This is a genomic window from Butyricimonas paravirosa (assembly GCF_032878955.1).
Taxonomy (GTDB): domain Bacteria; phylum Bacteroidota; class Bacteroidia; order Bacteroidales; family Marinifilaceae; genus Butyricimonas; species Butyricimonas paravirosa.
Window position 1 is genome coordinate 3,607,276 of record NZ_CP043839.1, and the last position, 14,084, is coordinate 3,621,359.

21 protein-coding genes are annotated in these 14,084 nt (G+C 40.5%); 19 read left to right on the plus strand and 2 right to left on the minus strand.

Features of this window, described 5'->3' with window-relative positions:
* Positions 1-98: 98 nt before the first annotated feature.
* Positions 99-518, minus strand: coding sequence for a hypothetical protein (locus tag F1644_RS14645; RefSeq protein WP_147344432.1), 420 nt, complete (start codon positions 516-518; stop codon positions 99-101).
* A gap of 25 nt (positions 519-543) precedes the next feature.
* A complete protein-coding gene (locus F1644_RS14650) occupies positions 544-939 on the minus strand; it encodes a hypothetical protein (RefSeq protein WP_118303462.1) in 396 nt (131 codons plus the stop codon).
* A 139-nt stretch (positions 940-1,078) separates the two neighbouring features.
* Between F1644_RS14650 and F1644_RS14655 the strand changes: the two genes are divergently transcribed.
* The 19 genes from F1644_RS14655 to F1644_RS14745 all read left to right on the plus strand — a co-directional run bounded on the left by F1644_RS14655 (position 1,079) and on the right by F1644_RS14745 (position 14,028).
* Positions 1,079-1,336, plus strand: coding sequence for a hypothetical protein (locus F1644_RS14655; protein WP_147344433.1), 258 nt, complete (start codon positions 1,079-1,081; stop codon positions 1,334-1,336).
* Positions 1,326-1,742 (plus strand): hypothetical protein, encoded by a 417-nt coding sequence (locus F1644_RS14660; protein ID WP_118303466.1) that lies wholly within the window; start codon positions 1,326-1,328, stop codon positions 1,740-1,742. The genes F1644_RS14655 and F1644_RS14660 overlap by 11 nt, the downstream gene beginning before the upstream one ends.
* Positions 1,732-1,944, plus strand: coding sequence for a hypothetical protein (locus tag F1644_RS14665; protein ID WP_118303468.1), 213 nt, complete (start codon positions 1,732-1,734; stop codon positions 1,942-1,944). The genes F1644_RS14660 and F1644_RS14665 overlap by 11 nt, the downstream gene beginning before the upstream one ends.
* 59 nt (positions 1,945-2,003) lie before the next feature.
* Positions 2,004-2,570, plus strand: coding sequence for a response regulator transcription factor (locus tag F1644_RS14670; protein WP_118303470.1), 567 nt, complete (start codon positions 2,004-2,006; stop codon positions 2,568-2,570).
* A 263-nt stretch (positions 2,571-2,833) separates the two neighbouring features.
* On the plus strand, positions 2,834-3,043 hold the full coding sequence (locus tag F1644_RS14675) for a hypothetical protein (protein WP_147344434.1): 210 nt from the start codon (positions 2,834-2,836) through the stop codon (positions 3,041-3,043).
* A gap of 1 nt (position 3,044) precedes the next feature.
* Entirely contained in the window at positions 3,045-3,260 is a 216-nt protein-coding gene (locus tag F1644_RS14680) for a hypothetical protein (protein WP_118303474.1), read from the plus strand.
* Positions 3,238-3,777: a hypothetical protein gene (locus F1644_RS14685; RefSeq protein WP_168044203.1), complete on the plus strand. Its 540-nt coding sequence runs from the start codon at positions 3,238-3,240 to the stop codon at positions 3,775-3,777. The genes F1644_RS14680 and F1644_RS14685 overlap by 23 nt, the downstream gene beginning before the upstream one ends.
* A complete protein-coding gene (locus F1644_RS14690; RefSeq protein ID WP_118303476.1) occupies positions 3,774-4,007 on the plus strand; it encodes a hypothetical protein in 234 nt (77 codons plus the stop codon). Before F1644_RS14685 ends, F1644_RS14690 begins: the two co-directional genes overlap by 4 nt.
* A gap of 300 nt (positions 4,008-4,307) precedes the next feature.
* Positions 4,308-4,739 carry a hypothetical protein gene (locus F1644_RS14695; RefSeq protein ID WP_118303480.1) on the plus strand — a complete coding sequence of 144 codons (432 nt, stop codon included), beginning with the start codon at positions 4,308-4,310 and terminating at the stop codon, positions 4,737-4,739.
* A 140-nt stretch (positions 4,740-4,879) separates the two neighbouring features.
* Positions 4,880-7,666, plus strand: coding sequence for a toprim domain-containing protein (locus F1644_RS14700; protein ID WP_118303482.1), 2,787 nt, complete (start codon positions 4,880-4,882; stop codon positions 7,664-7,666).
* Positions 7,666-7,914, plus strand: coding sequence for a hypothetical protein (locus F1644_RS14705; RefSeq protein ID WP_118303484.1), 249 nt, complete (start codon positions 7,666-7,668; stop codon positions 7,912-7,914). Before F1644_RS14700 ends, F1644_RS14705 begins: the two co-directional genes overlap by 1 nt.
* Positions 7,915-8,427: 513 nt before the next feature.
* Positions 8,428-8,925, plus strand: a complete 498-nt coding sequence (locus F1644_RS14710) for a transcriptional regulator (protein WP_118303488.1) — start codon at positions 8,428-8,430, stop codon at positions 8,923-8,925.
* Positions 8,926-8,992: 67 nt separating this feature from the next.
* Positions 8,993-9,418, plus strand: a complete 426-nt coding sequence (locus F1644_RS14715) for a hypothetical protein (protein WP_147344435.1) — start codon at positions 8,993-8,995, stop codon at positions 9,416-9,418.
* Between the two features lie 49 nt (positions 9,419-9,467).
* Positions 9,468-10,355 carry a S49 family peptidase gene (locus F1644_RS14720; RefSeq protein ID WP_118303492.1) on the plus strand — a complete coding sequence of 296 codons (888 nt, stop codon included), beginning with the start codon at positions 9,468-9,470 and terminating at the stop codon, positions 10,353-10,355.
* 3 nt (positions 10,356-10,358) lie between these two features.
* The gene (locus F1644_RS14725) at positions 10,359-11,813 is read left to right on the plus strand and encodes a hypothetical protein (RefSeq protein ID WP_118303494.1); all 1,455 of its coding nucleotides are present in this window, start codon (positions 10,359-10,361) and stop codon (positions 11,811-11,813) included.
* 19 nt (positions 11,814-11,832) lie between these two features.
* Positions 11,833-12,393: a hypothetical protein gene (locus tag F1644_RS14730; RefSeq protein ID WP_118303496.1), complete on the plus strand. Its 561-nt coding sequence runs from the start codon at positions 11,833-11,835 to the stop codon at positions 12,391-12,393.
* A gap of 135 nt (positions 12,394-12,528) precedes the next feature.
* Entirely contained in the window at positions 12,529-12,861 is a 333-nt protein-coding gene (locus F1644_RS14735) for a hypothetical protein (protein ID WP_209279510.1), read from the plus strand.
* Positions 12,862-12,907: 46 nt separating this feature from the next.
* The gene (locus tag F1644_RS14740) at positions 12,908-13,381 is read left to right on the plus strand and encodes a hypothetical protein (RefSeq protein ID WP_118303498.1); all 474 of its coding nucleotides are present in this window, start codon (positions 12,908-12,910) and stop codon (positions 13,379-13,381) included.
* A gap of 251 nt (positions 13,382-13,632) precedes the next feature.
* Positions 13,633-14,028, plus strand: a complete 396-nt coding sequence (locus F1644_RS14745) for a hypothetical protein (protein WP_118303500.1) — start codon at positions 13,633-13,635, stop codon at positions 14,026-14,028.
* The last annotated feature ends 56 nt before the right edge of the window (positions 14,029-14,084 follow it).

Consider the following 14,084-nt stretch of genomic DNA (forward strand, 5'->3'; position numbering starts at 1 on the left):
ATTTTTAGGGGTTAATGAATAAATTGTTTGTTTAGTAATATTTGTATTGTTTTTTTTCATTTTAGGCATTAAGTCTTTATATGAAAGTTGAACTTGTTTTATAATAATTGTTTTAAATGTTTTATTGTTTCTCTACTTCGAGAGGGTAAAGCGGCTAGGTCTTCGTCGTTATATTTTTCAATATACTCTATTATTCCTGTTGGATACACGTTATGGTGTTTCAAGAATGTTCGGAGTGAAGTGGGAAGTTTGGTGAATAGAATAAGAGATTTTATTTCGGATTCTAGTAATTTGTATGTGGTTTTATAGTATGCTGCGCTGTTGTAGCGGATACAAATATTGATATAGTTGAAGAAAATGGTTAAACGTCTGAATCTTAAATCTCTTTTTACCGACTGCGGATCATAAAAACCTTTTTCTTGCAGAAGGTCCCAGTGTTCTGGGCAAGAAGATGAAGTGTGTTCTTTAAATCCATTCGATAAAAGAATATCTATTAATTGTTGTGAAGCTTTATACATGGTATAGGTGTTTAATACTTGGGTTTCATTTTTCCGAAAATCCGGCGGCATCGGCATTCATTGCATTTCCTTCCTGGGGGACAATAGGCTCCTTTACTTTTGAAGCTAGATTCTCGATAGTTTTTTGTTGTGAAAGAATTGCTTCTGCTTGATTTTTTATCAAGTCAAAAACTTCTCTGCTAAGAGTAATGTTGTCTGATTTATCTTCGTTGTGTATTTTCGGGTTGTTTGGTAGTAACATTTCGCCTTCTCCTGTTAATATCCATGTTATATTTATTTCAGGATATTTAGATAAAATATTAGCTATTGTGTCGGATGTTAAGGCTGTATTTTTGGCTTTTCCTTTGAAATTAGCATAAGATGTATCTATTGTTGGGAAAAATTTTTCATAGCTAATATTGTAATATTTAGCTATATACATAACTCTCTCTTTTATATTGGTTGTTTTTTTATCCAAAATGCTTGTTTGTTGGTTAATAAATTCACTATATTTGCAATACTGATTCGACAGCAAGTTAATGGAAACAGATAATAAAAACAATAGTAAAAAGTATGAAATTATGAAAGACAAAGACGAAATTTTAGAGGGTGATGCTTCGTTGGCGGAGATTCATGCTGACAGGGAGTTTGTGTCGGATATTATTCGACGGATGATACGTATACGTAATGAGGTTACAAATCACTTTGCTGAGCGTGGGGATTCTTTTAGATTTGATGGTAGGTTGACGTCGTTTAACACAAATATTGATGATACGATTTATCGCTTGAGCCGTATTGACGTTGAGTTGATGAAGATGGAGGTGAGTCATGAAAAATAAAGTGACAATTTTTGTGGGACCAGCTCGTTCCGGTAAATCAATCCTAATACATTCATATATTGACGTCTGGGGAGGATTAAAAAAGATAGCTTATTGTGGTTGTCATACTGGGTACAAGCCGAAGATGTTGGAGTATATGAAAGATCGAGAGGTCCTTATATTAGATGATTTGCGTAAACGTGATTTTTTCAAATTATTAGATGGTGTCTTGAATTATGGGATTGAGAATGTGAAGCCGATTTTTGTTTTGACGAACGATATGCCGAAGTATGAAAAATTGGCAAAGTATGATTTTGTACAAGTATTTGAGTTTACCCCGGCCAAATGCGTGTATCCGGGGGAATGCAGTATGGAACTTTGTGAGGTATTTTCTAACGTGAGAAGATCAATGGAATATGGAAAATAAAGATTTAGAAAAAATTAAAAAATGGCTCCCGAAAGGCTACGGGAAGAGAGTGCAGGAAATGACAGGAAAAAGTCTTGTTGTAATTTATAATGTGGTTAGTGGTAAGGCAAAAAATGAATCAATTTATAATGCTTTATTAAAGTTAGCTCTTGAGAATAAAGCAGAGGTTGAAAGAAGGAAATCATTATTATCAACGCTTTAAAAACAAATAATCCCGCTTATCGTCTGGACAACTTTCAGCGGGATTTAATCCTAAAGATTATGAGAACAAATGTAGACAATTTTAGAGAAGGTTCCAATATTCCGGCGGGGATATTTCGGGGGACAGAGGTTTTTGCTTGTGATAACGTGATCTACGCAATTCATGAGGGACAACGGATGCGGTTTGAAGAATTGCCTGGTAAGGAAAAGAGACAGTTCCTTGACGAGTATTTAATGGATAAGGAAGGACAACGTTTTATCCGGGATGCGTTTGGGATTGTGGGGTTTGAAAGTGGATTTAAAAAGTGGTTATTCTGTAAGTTCGGGAGCCTTGATGGTGATCCGGATATGGTGGATGGGAAGATAACCCCGGACGTGTATAATTCAGCGTGTGGGCGGACGGATTGCCCCGGACGGGGAAAGTTTTGTGGCGTGGGAGCGGGATTAAAGGGGTATGAGGTAGACACGTTGCGGGAAGTGATGGCGGGGAGGACAATGAATGAGGTTGCGGATCGTTTGTGTGTGTCTGTTGCAACGGTGAAAAGTCGGGTTGAAAAGATGAAAGAACGACACGCCGTGACGAATGTTGTTGCGCTGGCCGTGATGGCAACGGAATTAGGAATTTGATAGGTTGTGTTTAATTCGTTTCGGGGCAAGTCGTGAGATTTCCCCCGGTTATCAGGAGGAGCCGAGTGGATCGGTAAAATGTGAGAACCCGGGCTAGGCCGGAAATTTTGCTAACAGAAGCGGGTTCATGGGGGTTCGATTCCCTCCCTCCGGGCTAAGTTCCAAAACCTAAAAAGAAAAATTATGAGATATTGTAGTACCACTTTTCTGATAGATAATCGTGAGGGGCCTCCATCGAGGTTCCCCACAAAATTCAAAAGCCTATGGAAATAAGATTTGGTTGTATGGCTCCTCCTTTGTCACGACAATTACGGAAGTATGATATTGACAAAGAAAAGGTGAAAGAATTTCAAAGAGATAGCGATGCTATTTCTCGTTTATACATCCGGGGTGTTATCTGCGAGACTGTGAAGGGGCGAGCTTATCGGATGTTGTACAGGAAAATATGTGCTGAAATTAAAAGTCAGGAATAAAATGAACGGAATTAATTTGGATATAAATATTCTTCGCCAGAATCTCGCTTTTATCCGTGAAGAGATCACGAGGATAACGGAAGTTAAAAAACAGTTGGAAACTGGTCCTGATGCGCGATCTGATGATGCAGTTAAGATTCTCGGAATCTACGAGGAAATACTTTCAAATCTGAATTCTTTGTTGAGATACGAGTATGATGCAGAAATGGATGGATGATATGAGACAAGAGAGTGCAGATGATTTTATTCAAATGGCAAAAGATTTTGCCAAGGCGGAAAGAGAACTAGGTGTTCAAAAGTGGGTTTCTATCAGTATCGAACGTGTGGATAAGAACCGTAACAGGGAACAAATTTTCAGTTATGATTTGCCCCGTGAGGTTTATGAACGTTGGGAGTGGGTAGTAAATTGGAGACGGGCCAAGCTTGTTTGCAAGTACCCGAAAGATCATGTGAATTGCTATTTTAGTTTTTATGACAAGCGTTTGGGGAATAATCCAAAGTTTATTTCAGACTTGAAAACTTTGGCTTCTGCAAAAGCGCAAGTCACGAAAGTACAACGGAAAATTGATGAGTATATTGTTTATAACAAGGCGAATAATTTGTTTTTTGATGAAGATACCGATGAAGACTTGTTGAAAGCGAGAGAGAAACTCGCGATCAAGATGGCTAACGTGCAAGCGGCAGAAGACCGATTAAAACAAAAAATAAAACAGGTAAAGGAGAAAACGGTATGAATAAAGATCGAAGAAAAAGATTGGAAGATTTATCAGAGCAGATTGATATAATCAAAAATGAACTAGAGGAGATTCGGGATGAAGAACAAGAGGCACGTGATAATCTACCCGATAATTTACAGGAAAGCTCGAAAGCCGAGCGCATGGATGAAATTATTCAAGCGATCGAGGAATCTATGGAATATTTGGAACAAGCCTGTGATGGTATTCAAGAGGCAATCCAGGGTTAATAGTTGTAACTGCAAAAACACGATATGTATAAAAGAAAATATACAACCGTTTTATATATAGGGATAGAGCAATACATTGCTTTTGTCCGAACGTTACGTCATCATCCTGATTATGAATTTGTAAGTATAAAAATGACTTACGCGCTATGTAAAGATGGTATATATCGTCATTTCGGGTCATTCCAGGTCATGATAAGATTTAGATCATATCCGAGTAATCAGGGAGAGTACATGTTCTATTTCGGTAGAATATTTCAAATGGAATTGGATAAAATGAAGTTGATTAATTATTAGACAAGTATGAAAACATTTAAAGAAATATACGAGGAAATCGTTAAAAACAACGGTTGTAACACGGGCGAGACATTCGCCAAATCCATGTTCGAGGCTGGTCAAAAGTCCGGTATTAACGAGTACTTGAAAGGAATAACAAGTTGGGAGGATTGCTTTCAATTGGCTCAGTTCCTTTTAATAAAAATGACAAGAGAAGGTATTGATATGAACGCATCAGAATTGGTTCTATCCGTTGAGATGAATCATGAAAACTCGAGATATAAATCCCGGATGGCGATCCAGTACACCAGGGAAGGCGAAACGTCCCTGGAAGAAAAAGCCTATGAATTAGCCGACAAAATATTACAAGAAGATTCAAGTAATCAAAATACCCGGGAAAAATTGAAAAAAGCGATCCTAGCCGGGTATAATTTACATCACGAGGATTTCGATGATTAACCTGCCCCGAGAAATCATGATATATCGTTAAACATGAAAATATTTTGTCCGTTGGCGAGTGATTTTTATTCTCGAATTTAGGAGTTCCGGTTCATTTTTAGTCAATCGGGGATAACAGAAACAATTGTAACAATGTAACTATGTATGTTGAAGAACAAGCGATATTAGATGCAACAAACGGGGGATTAGATATTATCTTGTATTATTACCCGCAAGCCCGGAAAGCGTTGGAAACACGGGAAAAAAGGTTTAAAATTCGGGATGAACGAACTCCATCAGCGTCATTGAAACAAGTGGAGGATGGTAATTGGCTGGTAACAGATTTCGGGGATGATCAGGTTCCCAGGAATGCAATCCGTGTATGCATGAAGGAGGAGGGGAAAACGTTCCGGGAGGCTATCGTGATCCTGGCGGGACGGTATGGAATTGGGGGTATCAAGTCAGAAGTGAATAAACCGGAACTCGAAATTCGGGATGCACTTCCGGATGAATCAGAAGGAAGTTACGAGTTTGACGTGAAAACGGAAATATCTAAAGAGGAATTGGCGGTTCTTGGTCCCAAGGTTACAAGTGAGGTTTGTAAAAAATACAACGTGTATTCGCTTAATAGTTTTACCTACGTGAAGAACCGGAAAGCCACGATCACGAAAACGACATCGACGTACCCGATATTCCTTTTTGATCATGGCGAGTGGAAAAAATTGTATCAACCGTTGAATCCCGAAAAGCAATACAGGTTCCGGTATATTGGGAATAAGCCGAAGGATTTTATTAACGGGTTGGCACAATTGAGAAAGGCGTACGAGGACTCTAGGACTGCACAATTGAAAAGGCAGGAAGAGGATGACAAACCGAAAGACATCGAGAAAATCGAGGAGGCGATAATTTGTTCCGGGGATAGGGATTCGTTGAACGTGGCCGGGTTCGGTTATTACCCGCTGTGGCTTAATTCGGAAACGGCGGCACTTTCCGAGGGACAATATAAAGAGATCATGGCTTGCGTGAAGACGTTGTATATCCTTCCGGATATTGATTCCACGGGGATTCGTGCGTCATTGCGTTTGGGAATGAAGTTTTTGGATATTCGTTTTATTTGGCTCCCGGATTCGCTGGCAACCTTTAAGGATAACCGGGGAAAGCCTCGAAAAGATTTACGGGATTACGTGGAGTTGTACCCTTCTATTTCGGATTTTAAAAAACTCGTGAACGTGGCCATGCCGTTGCAGTTTTGGGATATGGTGACGAGAGAGGAAGGGATAAAGTATTATTTGAATGACGAACACGCTCTATTTTTCCTTCACGCTAACGGGTTCGGGAAAATAGAATACAAGAACACGAAAGGGGAGACTATTTTTGTCCGGGTGAGAGACAACATGGTAAAAGAAGTACAGGCGGAAGAAATAAAGGATTTCACGTTGAATTTTTTGAAGGATCGTTACTTGCCTATCCCTCTCCGGAACGTGGTGCGTAAACCGAACCAGTTATCGGAAGCGACTTTGAAGGGGTTGCCAAAATTAAATATAGATTTCACTGATTTTGATCAGTTCTCCCAGTATTTGTTTTTCCGGAATAAAACGATCCTGGTAACAGGAAGCGAGATTCGGGAATTACGTCCGGGGGACTCGAACCGTTTCGCCTGGGAGGAAAAAGTGATCCAGCGTAATTTCAAAATATTGCCGGATCAATTCAAGATCACACGAAACGAGGATACGGGGCTGTACGATATAGAAATATTTAATTACGATTCAAAGTTCTTTTGTTACTTGATCAACGCGAGTAGGGTACATTGGCAAACTGAATTGGAAGGACGGTTGGATTGTAAAGATGAAGAGTTCAAGAGGAAATATATAGCGGATCATCGGTTCTCAATCGACGGGGAATTATTAAACGAGGAGGAGATTCAAGAACAAAAAGAACACTTGATCAATAAAATGTTTTCGATCGGGTATTTATTGCACCAGTACAAGAATAAGGCGAGACCGTGGGCGGTGTACGCTATTGATAATAAAATATCGGCTGATGGAGAGAGTCACGGGCGATCCGGGAAATCGTTCTGTTATTCCTCGTTAAACCTGTTCAAAAAGTCTGTCACGTTACCGGGACGAAATCCCGAGATCACGAAGAACCCGCACATTTACGACCGGGTGACGGAATACACCGACATCGTTTTGGTGGATGATGCTGATCAGTATTTACCCTTTGAATTTTTCTATGACACGATAACGGGGGTTATGACCGTGAATCCTAAGAATAACAAGTCTTACGAGATTCCATTCACGAAATCCCCGAAATTCTGTTTCACTTCAAATTTCCCTTTACGGAATTCGGATGATTCAACGGAAGCACGGGTATTATACACGGTATTCTCTGACTATTATCACGAGAAGACGGAACGAAATAATTACAGGCAGACACGGAAGATCGCGGATGATTTCGGGAAGAATTTGTTTGATGATTATAATGATGACGAGTGGAACGCTGATTTGAATTTTTTTGCCCAGTGCTTGCGGTTTTACTTGTCGATCCCCTCCCCCCGGAAAATAAATCCTCCCATGAAAAATGTAACCATGCGGAAAATGTTATCGGAAATGGGAGCGGCGTTTAAAGATTGGGCGGAGGTTTATTTTGACGTGACAGGTAATAACGTGAACACGCAAATCGTGAGGGAAGAGGCTTTGGATGATTTCACGAAAGCGACCAAGACACAAAAATGGACGACCAACAAGTTCACGAAAGCATTGAAGGCGTTCTGTGTTTATAACAATTACGTGTTTAACCCGAAAGCCTTACAAAATTCGCAGGGGCGAATCGTGCGGAAGGATAAGGATAACGTGGCCAAGGACATGATCTATATTCAGACAAAACCGATTGATCCCGTTGAGCTGGCGGATAAAGGGAGTATAACCGAGGAAGAAAAACCGTTTTAATGGATAACCCAGATAATACATACAAGGAAAAAGTGTATGATTTCTTGTACCGGATGCCAGTGGGGAAGGAGTATTTAATTGATAACCTCTGTAAAGCTGGCACAAGGGAGAAATTCGTGGAGATCGTGAAGGAATTTATGATTGCCACGTTGTCACGTTATTCATACGGGATAGAGTTTTCGGGTGATTACAAGAAGATACGGAAAAGTGATATTACGGGATTACCGGACTTGTTGAAAAAGAAATGACCTGATGAATATTGACCATTTGCATGTAGTTTTGAAACTATTCCAGGGGCGTATTGGTAACAATGCGCCCCTTCCTTTTACACCTGGGCGGCGGGGTGTTATTCCATTTTCCCCTTTCCCCCTTCTAAAAGAACCAGAAAAAAATGTAACTCTGTATTATCACGCTGAATGTTCAATAAATCAAATGATTAATGGTTACATTTAATTTGTAACTTGGTTACAAGGTTACAAAATGAAAATGTAACCAATTCATTAAATACAAGGTTACATTTTTGGCTCGTTACATGGTTACAAAAATATTTCGATAATTTGTAATGTGTAAAATGTTGATATAGTGTCGTTTATTGCGGATTTGTTGGCACTGTTACGTGGTTACAAAATTTTCCGGTAAAACTTGAAGTTATAAAGATGCGTGTAGAGGCGATATTCTTAGGATGGAGAAATGATATTCTCCACGTTTTACTTTTTATTTTGGTAGGAAATGCTTAAATTAGGATTGAAATTCAGATGATTATGAGTAAAGGTTCTATTTTGACAATTAGTTTGAAACCGCACCTAGCTGATTTTTGTCGGCATGAGATGCGGCAGGATAAGGAGGGGAATATTATTCTTTCCCGCAAAAGTGATATTGGTAAGCATATCTATTCAATGGTGATGACCTCGGATATGCCCGTGAAGGGGCTACCGTGTACCGATCCGGTTAGTTTTATTATCCCGGTCACAGGGGCCAACCAGTACATCATCAAGTATCGTTTTATCTATGTATCAAGATGGGGAGAGGAAAAAATTCAAGATTACATAGAGGCCGAGTTCAACCTTCGGATGAGATTATTGTTCGAGGCGGGATACCGGAAAAAGTTTTCACAGAAAGAGATTGTCGAGTCCATTTTACAGGCTTATAATATCAAAAATACAGCGTTAAATTACGAGGCGGTGAAGAAATCTGACTACCGGATGAACCGAAAAAATCGAAAAATTATATTTGAGGACTTGCAAAAGTCTGTTATGTAGGTGTTTATAAGAAATTTAAGTGTAAATGTTTAAAAGTGGTGCATTTACATTCATAATAACGAATGGTATGGTTGTACAACAAGTTGTAAAGATAGAATACTCGCTACTTCAATGGATTAACCGGGGAAGGGCGGGAGATGTTTTCGTGGAAGTTGAATTTTTACCGGGGAAAGATTGGCAACCGTTCCCTTTTACCCCGGGAACGGGACAATTGACCGAGAAGGCGGCACGTTCCGAGGCGGGAGTTTCTTACAAGACAGAGGTGAAATGTAACGTGACAATGGATAATCCAAGTATGCTTTCTGGATTTTCAACTCTTGAACACGCTGATGTCGTGATCCGGGTAATGTATAATTCGGGAGAGTGGAAAGTGATCGGTATCCCGGGGAACCCGGTGAAAACGTCGGCAGAGTTGGAAGTGGCTAAAAGTGGATTGTTCAAGGTTAGTTTTCAATGTGATTCTATTTATCGTACTCGTTTCTTGAAGGCTTAAAGTCCTTTAAATATTTCGTGTATGCATCTATCTTTCGTAAAAAAGAAAGATGTATCCATATTTAATATCACAGATTTTAAAGGGGGTATGGTTCCTGCGTCCGGAAGATGCCATCGCCGGACACGTGATTGTCAATAATATATTGACGGGAGTTTATCGTGATGAAAAATTTGCCAAAACTCTTTCCGAGATAACGCCGATACAACAATTATCCCACGAAGGTGAAAGCTCGTATGATAAATCCCCGAAAGGGAGTACGGCGATTATTTCGGTAAAGGGTACGATGATAAAATACGGAACCTTTTGTTCATACGGTGCGGATGAGATTGCCATGCAGATCGAGGAGGCAGCTCTACACGAGAATATTTCTTCTATCGTTTTGGATATAGATTCGGGTGGAGGGGCGTGTAACGCTGTTTCCCCGTTATGCAAGGCAATTGTTACCGCGAAGGCAAAGGGGAAACCTGTTGTTGCCTCCTGTGATGTTGCGGCTAGTGCGGCTTACTGGATCGCTTGTAATTGTGACCGGATCGTGGCGGATAATGACGTGAGTTCGGCGTTCGGATCAATTGGCGTGATGTGTAGTTTTTCAGACTTGAAACCATTCTACGAGAAGATGGGTGTGAAATTTCACGAGATTTACGCTGACCAGAGCGAGAATAAAAACGAAGCGTTTCGCCTTGCGTTGGAGGGAGACTACACGAAAATTCGTCAGGAGAGCTTGAACCCGATGGCTCTCCGGTTCCAGGAGGAAGTGAAAGAGAAACGGAAATGTTTAAAACTGGATACTCCGGGGATTCTTTCGGGAAAAATGTTTTATGCCCGTGAAGCTGTTGCCGTGGGGTTGATTGACGAGATCGGGACTCTGGGACGTGCCGTCGAGGTGGCGAAGGAATTGGAAGAGATGAATCTTATTAATAAATACATTAATTCGTGATATATGTTTGACAAACTGTTAGCGGCGGTAATGAGCCGATTGGGGATTACGTCTTTCGAGAAGAAAGACGGGAAATACGCTTTGACCGAGGAACAGAGAAAGACCTTGGTTAAAATGTATAACGAGGATTTCGTGAATAAGTTTGAGAAGGACTTATCCGGGATGAGTGATGATCATGGCCTAGGGAATGCTCTGGATTACAAGAATAAGTTAGAGTCGTTGCAGGCTGAATATGACGCGTTCAAGCGAAATGCGGAGGAAAAAGAGCGTAATTTGACCGAACTTGTGGACACGTTGTCTGAGTATCCGGAGCAGGATAAAAAGATGGAGAAAACTCAAGCGAGTGATCGGGGTAATTTTAAATTGAACATGGATTTTCTGCATAATAAAGTGTTGGAAAACTTCGTGAACGGGGATGGTTTGATGGTGAACGCTGCCGATACGATCGTGACGGATGAGTTGAGAGAGGAGTTTGGGAAGTACGTCGCTAACGTGAAGTACGACATTATCACGTTGTTGTTCGGTAAATTGCAGGCAACGCAGTACATGACAACCAAAATGACGGAAAAAACGGTTTGGCGGGCGATCCAGTCGCACATTAGCGATTTGATGCAGAAATTCACCCCGTACTGGACTCCTTCCGGTCAATCCAAGTTTACCCCGATCGAGATTCCAAATCACAAACACAAGATCAACGTGCCGATCAAGCCCGCGGAGATCATGGAGGACGTGATCGGTTATCTTTATGATGAAGGTTTGCAACCGAAGGATATGCCTATCGTGAAGTATATTATCGAGGTGTTATTGAAACCGAAAATTGAAGAGGAACGTGACGAGCAAATAGCCGTGGGCGTGTACGATGAGAACAAAAATTCCGGAAAGAAAGACGGGGATGCGGGAGACGTGTTCGGTTCGATTGATGGGTATATTACCGTGTTGAAGAGAATCCACGCGGATGAGTCGTTGAACATGATTCGTCTATTGAAAGATGTGGTGTTGACCCGTGAGAATATTTACGATAAGTTTGACGAGATTTACCGGGAGATTCCGAAAAAGTACCGCACGAAATCGCTTCCTATTTTCATTGATCCGGATTTATTGAATCTCTACGAGCTTGCTCGTGACGATAAGTTCCCGACTTCAAAGAACGAGGACGAGAAAAAGAAACGTTTGCAACACACGAATTTCACGTTTATCCCGCTGGATGGAATGGTTGGAACGGGTTGTTTCTTTATCACCCCGAAAGAGAATTTCATTCACTTGTTGTCTAAAAACAAGGGAGCGACGAAGATTTGGTTGCAGGGTGAAAACTACGATGTCAAGATTTTTGCTGAATGGTGGGAGGCTGTTGGATTTGCCATTGCAGAGTTGTTGTTTGGTTACGTTCCTCCTGTTGAATCCGGTTCTGATTCAGAAACGGGATCAGGTTCTGGCTCAGAAGAGGGACAAACGGTTTAACTTCTAAAATAGTAATTTTATGGTAGGATATTCTCCGGTTAGTGTACCGAAAAAAAGTAATGGTGGGCGCACCAAACCGAAAAAGGCGAAATTGATCCTTTTCCGGTTGAATGATGTTAAAACATTCCCGACTCCGGATGAGAAAGGGGTATTGATTAAAGAAAATTTAGTCCTCAAAACGGGGGCGAAGGCGTTTTTCCTTGAAACGACAGCTTCCACGATCAGCGTGGGGCAGACTTCCGAGGGCGATCCGGACAACAAGGGATTCAAACAGAAGATCGAGTTTAGCCGTCCCGGATCGGATGACGTGGAATTCGAGGAGTTCATGGAAAACAACGTGAACGAGGATTTGTGTTGTATTATTGAATACCAGTTATCCGGTAAAAAGAAATTAGCTGGGTATCCCGGTAATCCTTTACAGCTAACGACTGAAAGTACGGATAACAACGAGGGGGACGTGAATAAGGTCACCTTGGAGTCCGTGCTTCGTGGGTCTCGAATTTACTTCTACGAGGGGGAAATGCCCGTGATTGATGGTGTTGACGAACCGACAGGATCGGGTGGCTCTGAATCCGTGTAGATTTGAATTTTTGTTTATGTTTTCCCGTGGCTCCGGTCACGGGATTTTTTTCTTTATTTTCTTTGTTCAGTGAACAAAAATAATTATATTTGTATCATTAACCACTGGGCGACCCCCAGTATAAAAATCAAGTTTATGTTCTTTAAAATTCTGAAGTTTGCCGAAACCCACAAGGATGGGTTCACGGTCGAGTTGGAAAATTTATCTCCCGTTACCGAGGGGATAGCAGTAGCCTACGCTGAAACTCAAAATTGTCATGATGATGATGGTTTGAGAAAATGCCTGGAACACGCTTGGAACCATGGACGGGTAATCGGGGGATGGTTGGATTACGAATCCGGGGTTTTTTACTACGATTCGGTGAAAATTTTTCCCGATGATGAATTGGAAAAAGCGATCGAGTTCGGTAGACAAAATGGTCAGTTAGCGATATTCTGGCTGACCAAACAGCAGGAAATCCGGCTGTGAATTAGAACAGGGGGGTGAAATTCCCCCCATTTAAAAAATTAATGATATGAAAGGAATAGAATTATTACCATTTTTGACGGAAAAACAAAAAGAATTGTTGAAAACGTCTGATATGCAATACAAGAGATACGCTCGTATCTTCATTAGTATTGTGGGATTTGATAATAACACGGTAACTGTAAAAGTTGCCCAGAAGGAGAATGATGCACAAAAATATTTATCGGCAAAAGAATTACGTGATAGAGTAAAGGGAGTTTTCGATGGGATATTGCCGGAAGGGATGAAATTACACGTTGGGGCGGTTCCCTATACCCAGGATAATATGCCAGATGTAACCGTGGAATGGGTGAAGGAGCAACAAGCTAAATTCGGGTTGACAGATTCTGATTTGGCTAAAAGCGTGAATATAGATAACGCGAACTTGGCCCGTATTTTTAATCAACGGGGATTGACAAAGATTCATAAAGCGTTATTCTATTATTTTTTCCGGGCCTATGGGTTACAGGGGGCGATGTCGTAGATGAATGTCGCTTGACTGGATGAAAAATATTAAATGGATACTGAATCAAGTGCGGTATTCTTTTTAATTCAGAACTTTTTTGTACACGCTTGAAGTCCTCGGAGGTGATCCGGGGATTTTTTTTGTATGATATTTGGATTTTTTTTATGGTGTTTGTAGGTTTGAATTATTATTTGTGTTTAAGATAAGAAGTGTATCAGATAGATTTTATGAATAAATCTTTATTAGAATGTTATAAATAATTCTCATTTATGGATATGATTGAAATTTTCGTAGCAATTGCAAATGTATTATTATCCGTGGTGGCAATTATAATTGCTATTAGGTCTTCTCGCAAGACTTCGCAAGATGCGACACGCCAGATCGAAAGTATTAAACAATTGGCGACAATTCAAATTGAAACGACACTTAGACAAATCGAGGTTGAAATTCAAAAGAATATACTTCTAGCGCGACAAGCTCGTGAAGAATGGCAAAAAATTAGAGATGCGAAGAACTCTCAGTTGGGACCAGGTTTTATAGATCATATGAAACGAGAAATTATGGAAGAAAGACCTCAAGAGCAAGAAAAGTTTTATAATGCATGTATTCGAAGTTTGAATGAAAGCAGTGGTAAAATAACTGAGCTTAAAGAAAAATTGAAATAGTTTTTTTGTTTTGGAATTGGGCGGTACTGGTGACGGTGCCGCTTTCTTTGTCCTTT

Bases quoted from the DNA above. Each gene is read 5' to 3' on its own strand.
- F1644_RS14700 (WP_118303482.1), top strand. From the start codon at position 4,880: ATGTATGTTGAAGAACAAGCGATATTAGATGCAACAAACGGGGGATTA.
- F1644_RS14730 (WP_118303496.1), top strand. From the start codon at position 11,833: ATGGTAGGATATTCTCCGGTTAGTGTACCGAAAAAAAGTAATGGTGGG.
- F1644_RS14710 (WP_118303488.1), top strand. From the start codon at position 8,428: ATGAGTAAAGGTTCTATTTTGACAATTAGTTTGAAACCGCACCTAGCT.
- F1644_RS14650 (WP_118303462.1), bottom strand. From the start codon at position 939: ATGTATATAGCTAAATATTACAATATTAGCTATGAAAAATTTTTCCCA.
- F1644_RS14745 (WP_118303500.1), top strand. From the start codon at position 13,633: ATGGATATGATTGAAATTTTCGTAGCAATTGCAAATGTATTATTATCC.
- F1644_RS14720 (WP_118303492.1), top strand. From the start codon at position 9,468: ATGTATCCATATTTAATATCACAGATTTTAAAGGGGGTATGGTTCCTG.
- F1644_RS14690 (WP_118303476.1), top strand. From the start codon at position 3,774: ATGAATAAAGATCGAAGAAAAAGATTGGAAGATTTATCAGAGCAGATT.
- F1644_RS14695 (WP_118303480.1), top strand. From the start codon at position 4,308: ATGAAAACATTTAAAGAAATATACGAGGAAATCGTTAAAAACAACGGT.
- F1644_RS14735 (WP_209279510.1), top strand. From the start codon at position 12,529: ATGTTCTTTAAAATTCTGAAGTTTGCCGAAACCCACAAGGATGGGTTC.
- F1644_RS14715 (WP_147344435.1), top strand. From the start codon at position 8,993: ATGGTTGTACAACAAGTTGTAAAGATAGAATACTCGCTACTTCAATGG.
- F1644_RS14670 (WP_118303470.1), top strand. From the start codon at position 2,004: ATGAGAACAAATGTAGACAATTTTAGAGAAGGTTCCAATATTCCGGCG.
- F1644_RS14740 (WP_118303498.1), top strand. From the start codon at position 12,908: ATGAAAGGAATAGAATTATTACCATTTTTGACGGAAAAACAAAAAGAA.
- F1644_RS14685 (WP_168044203.1), top strand. From the start codon at position 3,238: ATGATGCAGAAATGGATGGATGATATGAGACAAGAGAGTGCAGATGAT.
- F1644_RS14645 (WP_147344432.1), bottom strand. From the start codon at position 518: ATGTATAAAGCTTCACAACAATTAATAGATATTCTTTTATCGAATGGA.
- F1644_RS14660 (WP_118303466.1), top strand. From the start codon at position 1,326: ATGAAAAATAAAGTGACAATTTTTGTGGGACCAGCTCGTTCCGGTAAA.
- F1644_RS14705 (WP_118303484.1), top strand. From the start codon at position 7,666: ATGGATAACCCAGATAATACATACAAGGAAAAAGTGTATGATTTCTTG.
- F1644_RS14655 (WP_147344433.1), top strand. From the start codon at position 1,079: ATGAAAGACAAAGACGAAATTTTAGAGGGTGATGCTTCGTTGGCGGAG.
- F1644_RS14725 (WP_118303494.1), top strand. From the start codon at position 10,359: ATGTTTGACAAACTGTTAGCGGCGGTAATGAGCCGATTGGGGATTACG.
- F1644_RS14675 (WP_147344434.1), top strand. From the start codon at position 2,834: ATGGAAATAAGATTTGGTTGTATGGCTCCTCCTTTGTCACGACAATTA.
- F1644_RS14665 (WP_118303468.1), top strand. From the start codon at position 1,732: ATGGAAAATAAAGATTTAGAAAAAATTAAAAAATGGCTCCCGAAAGGC.
- F1644_RS14680 (WP_118303474.1), top strand. From the start codon at position 3,045: ATGAACGGAATTAATTTGGATATAAATATTCTTCGCCAGAATCTCGCT.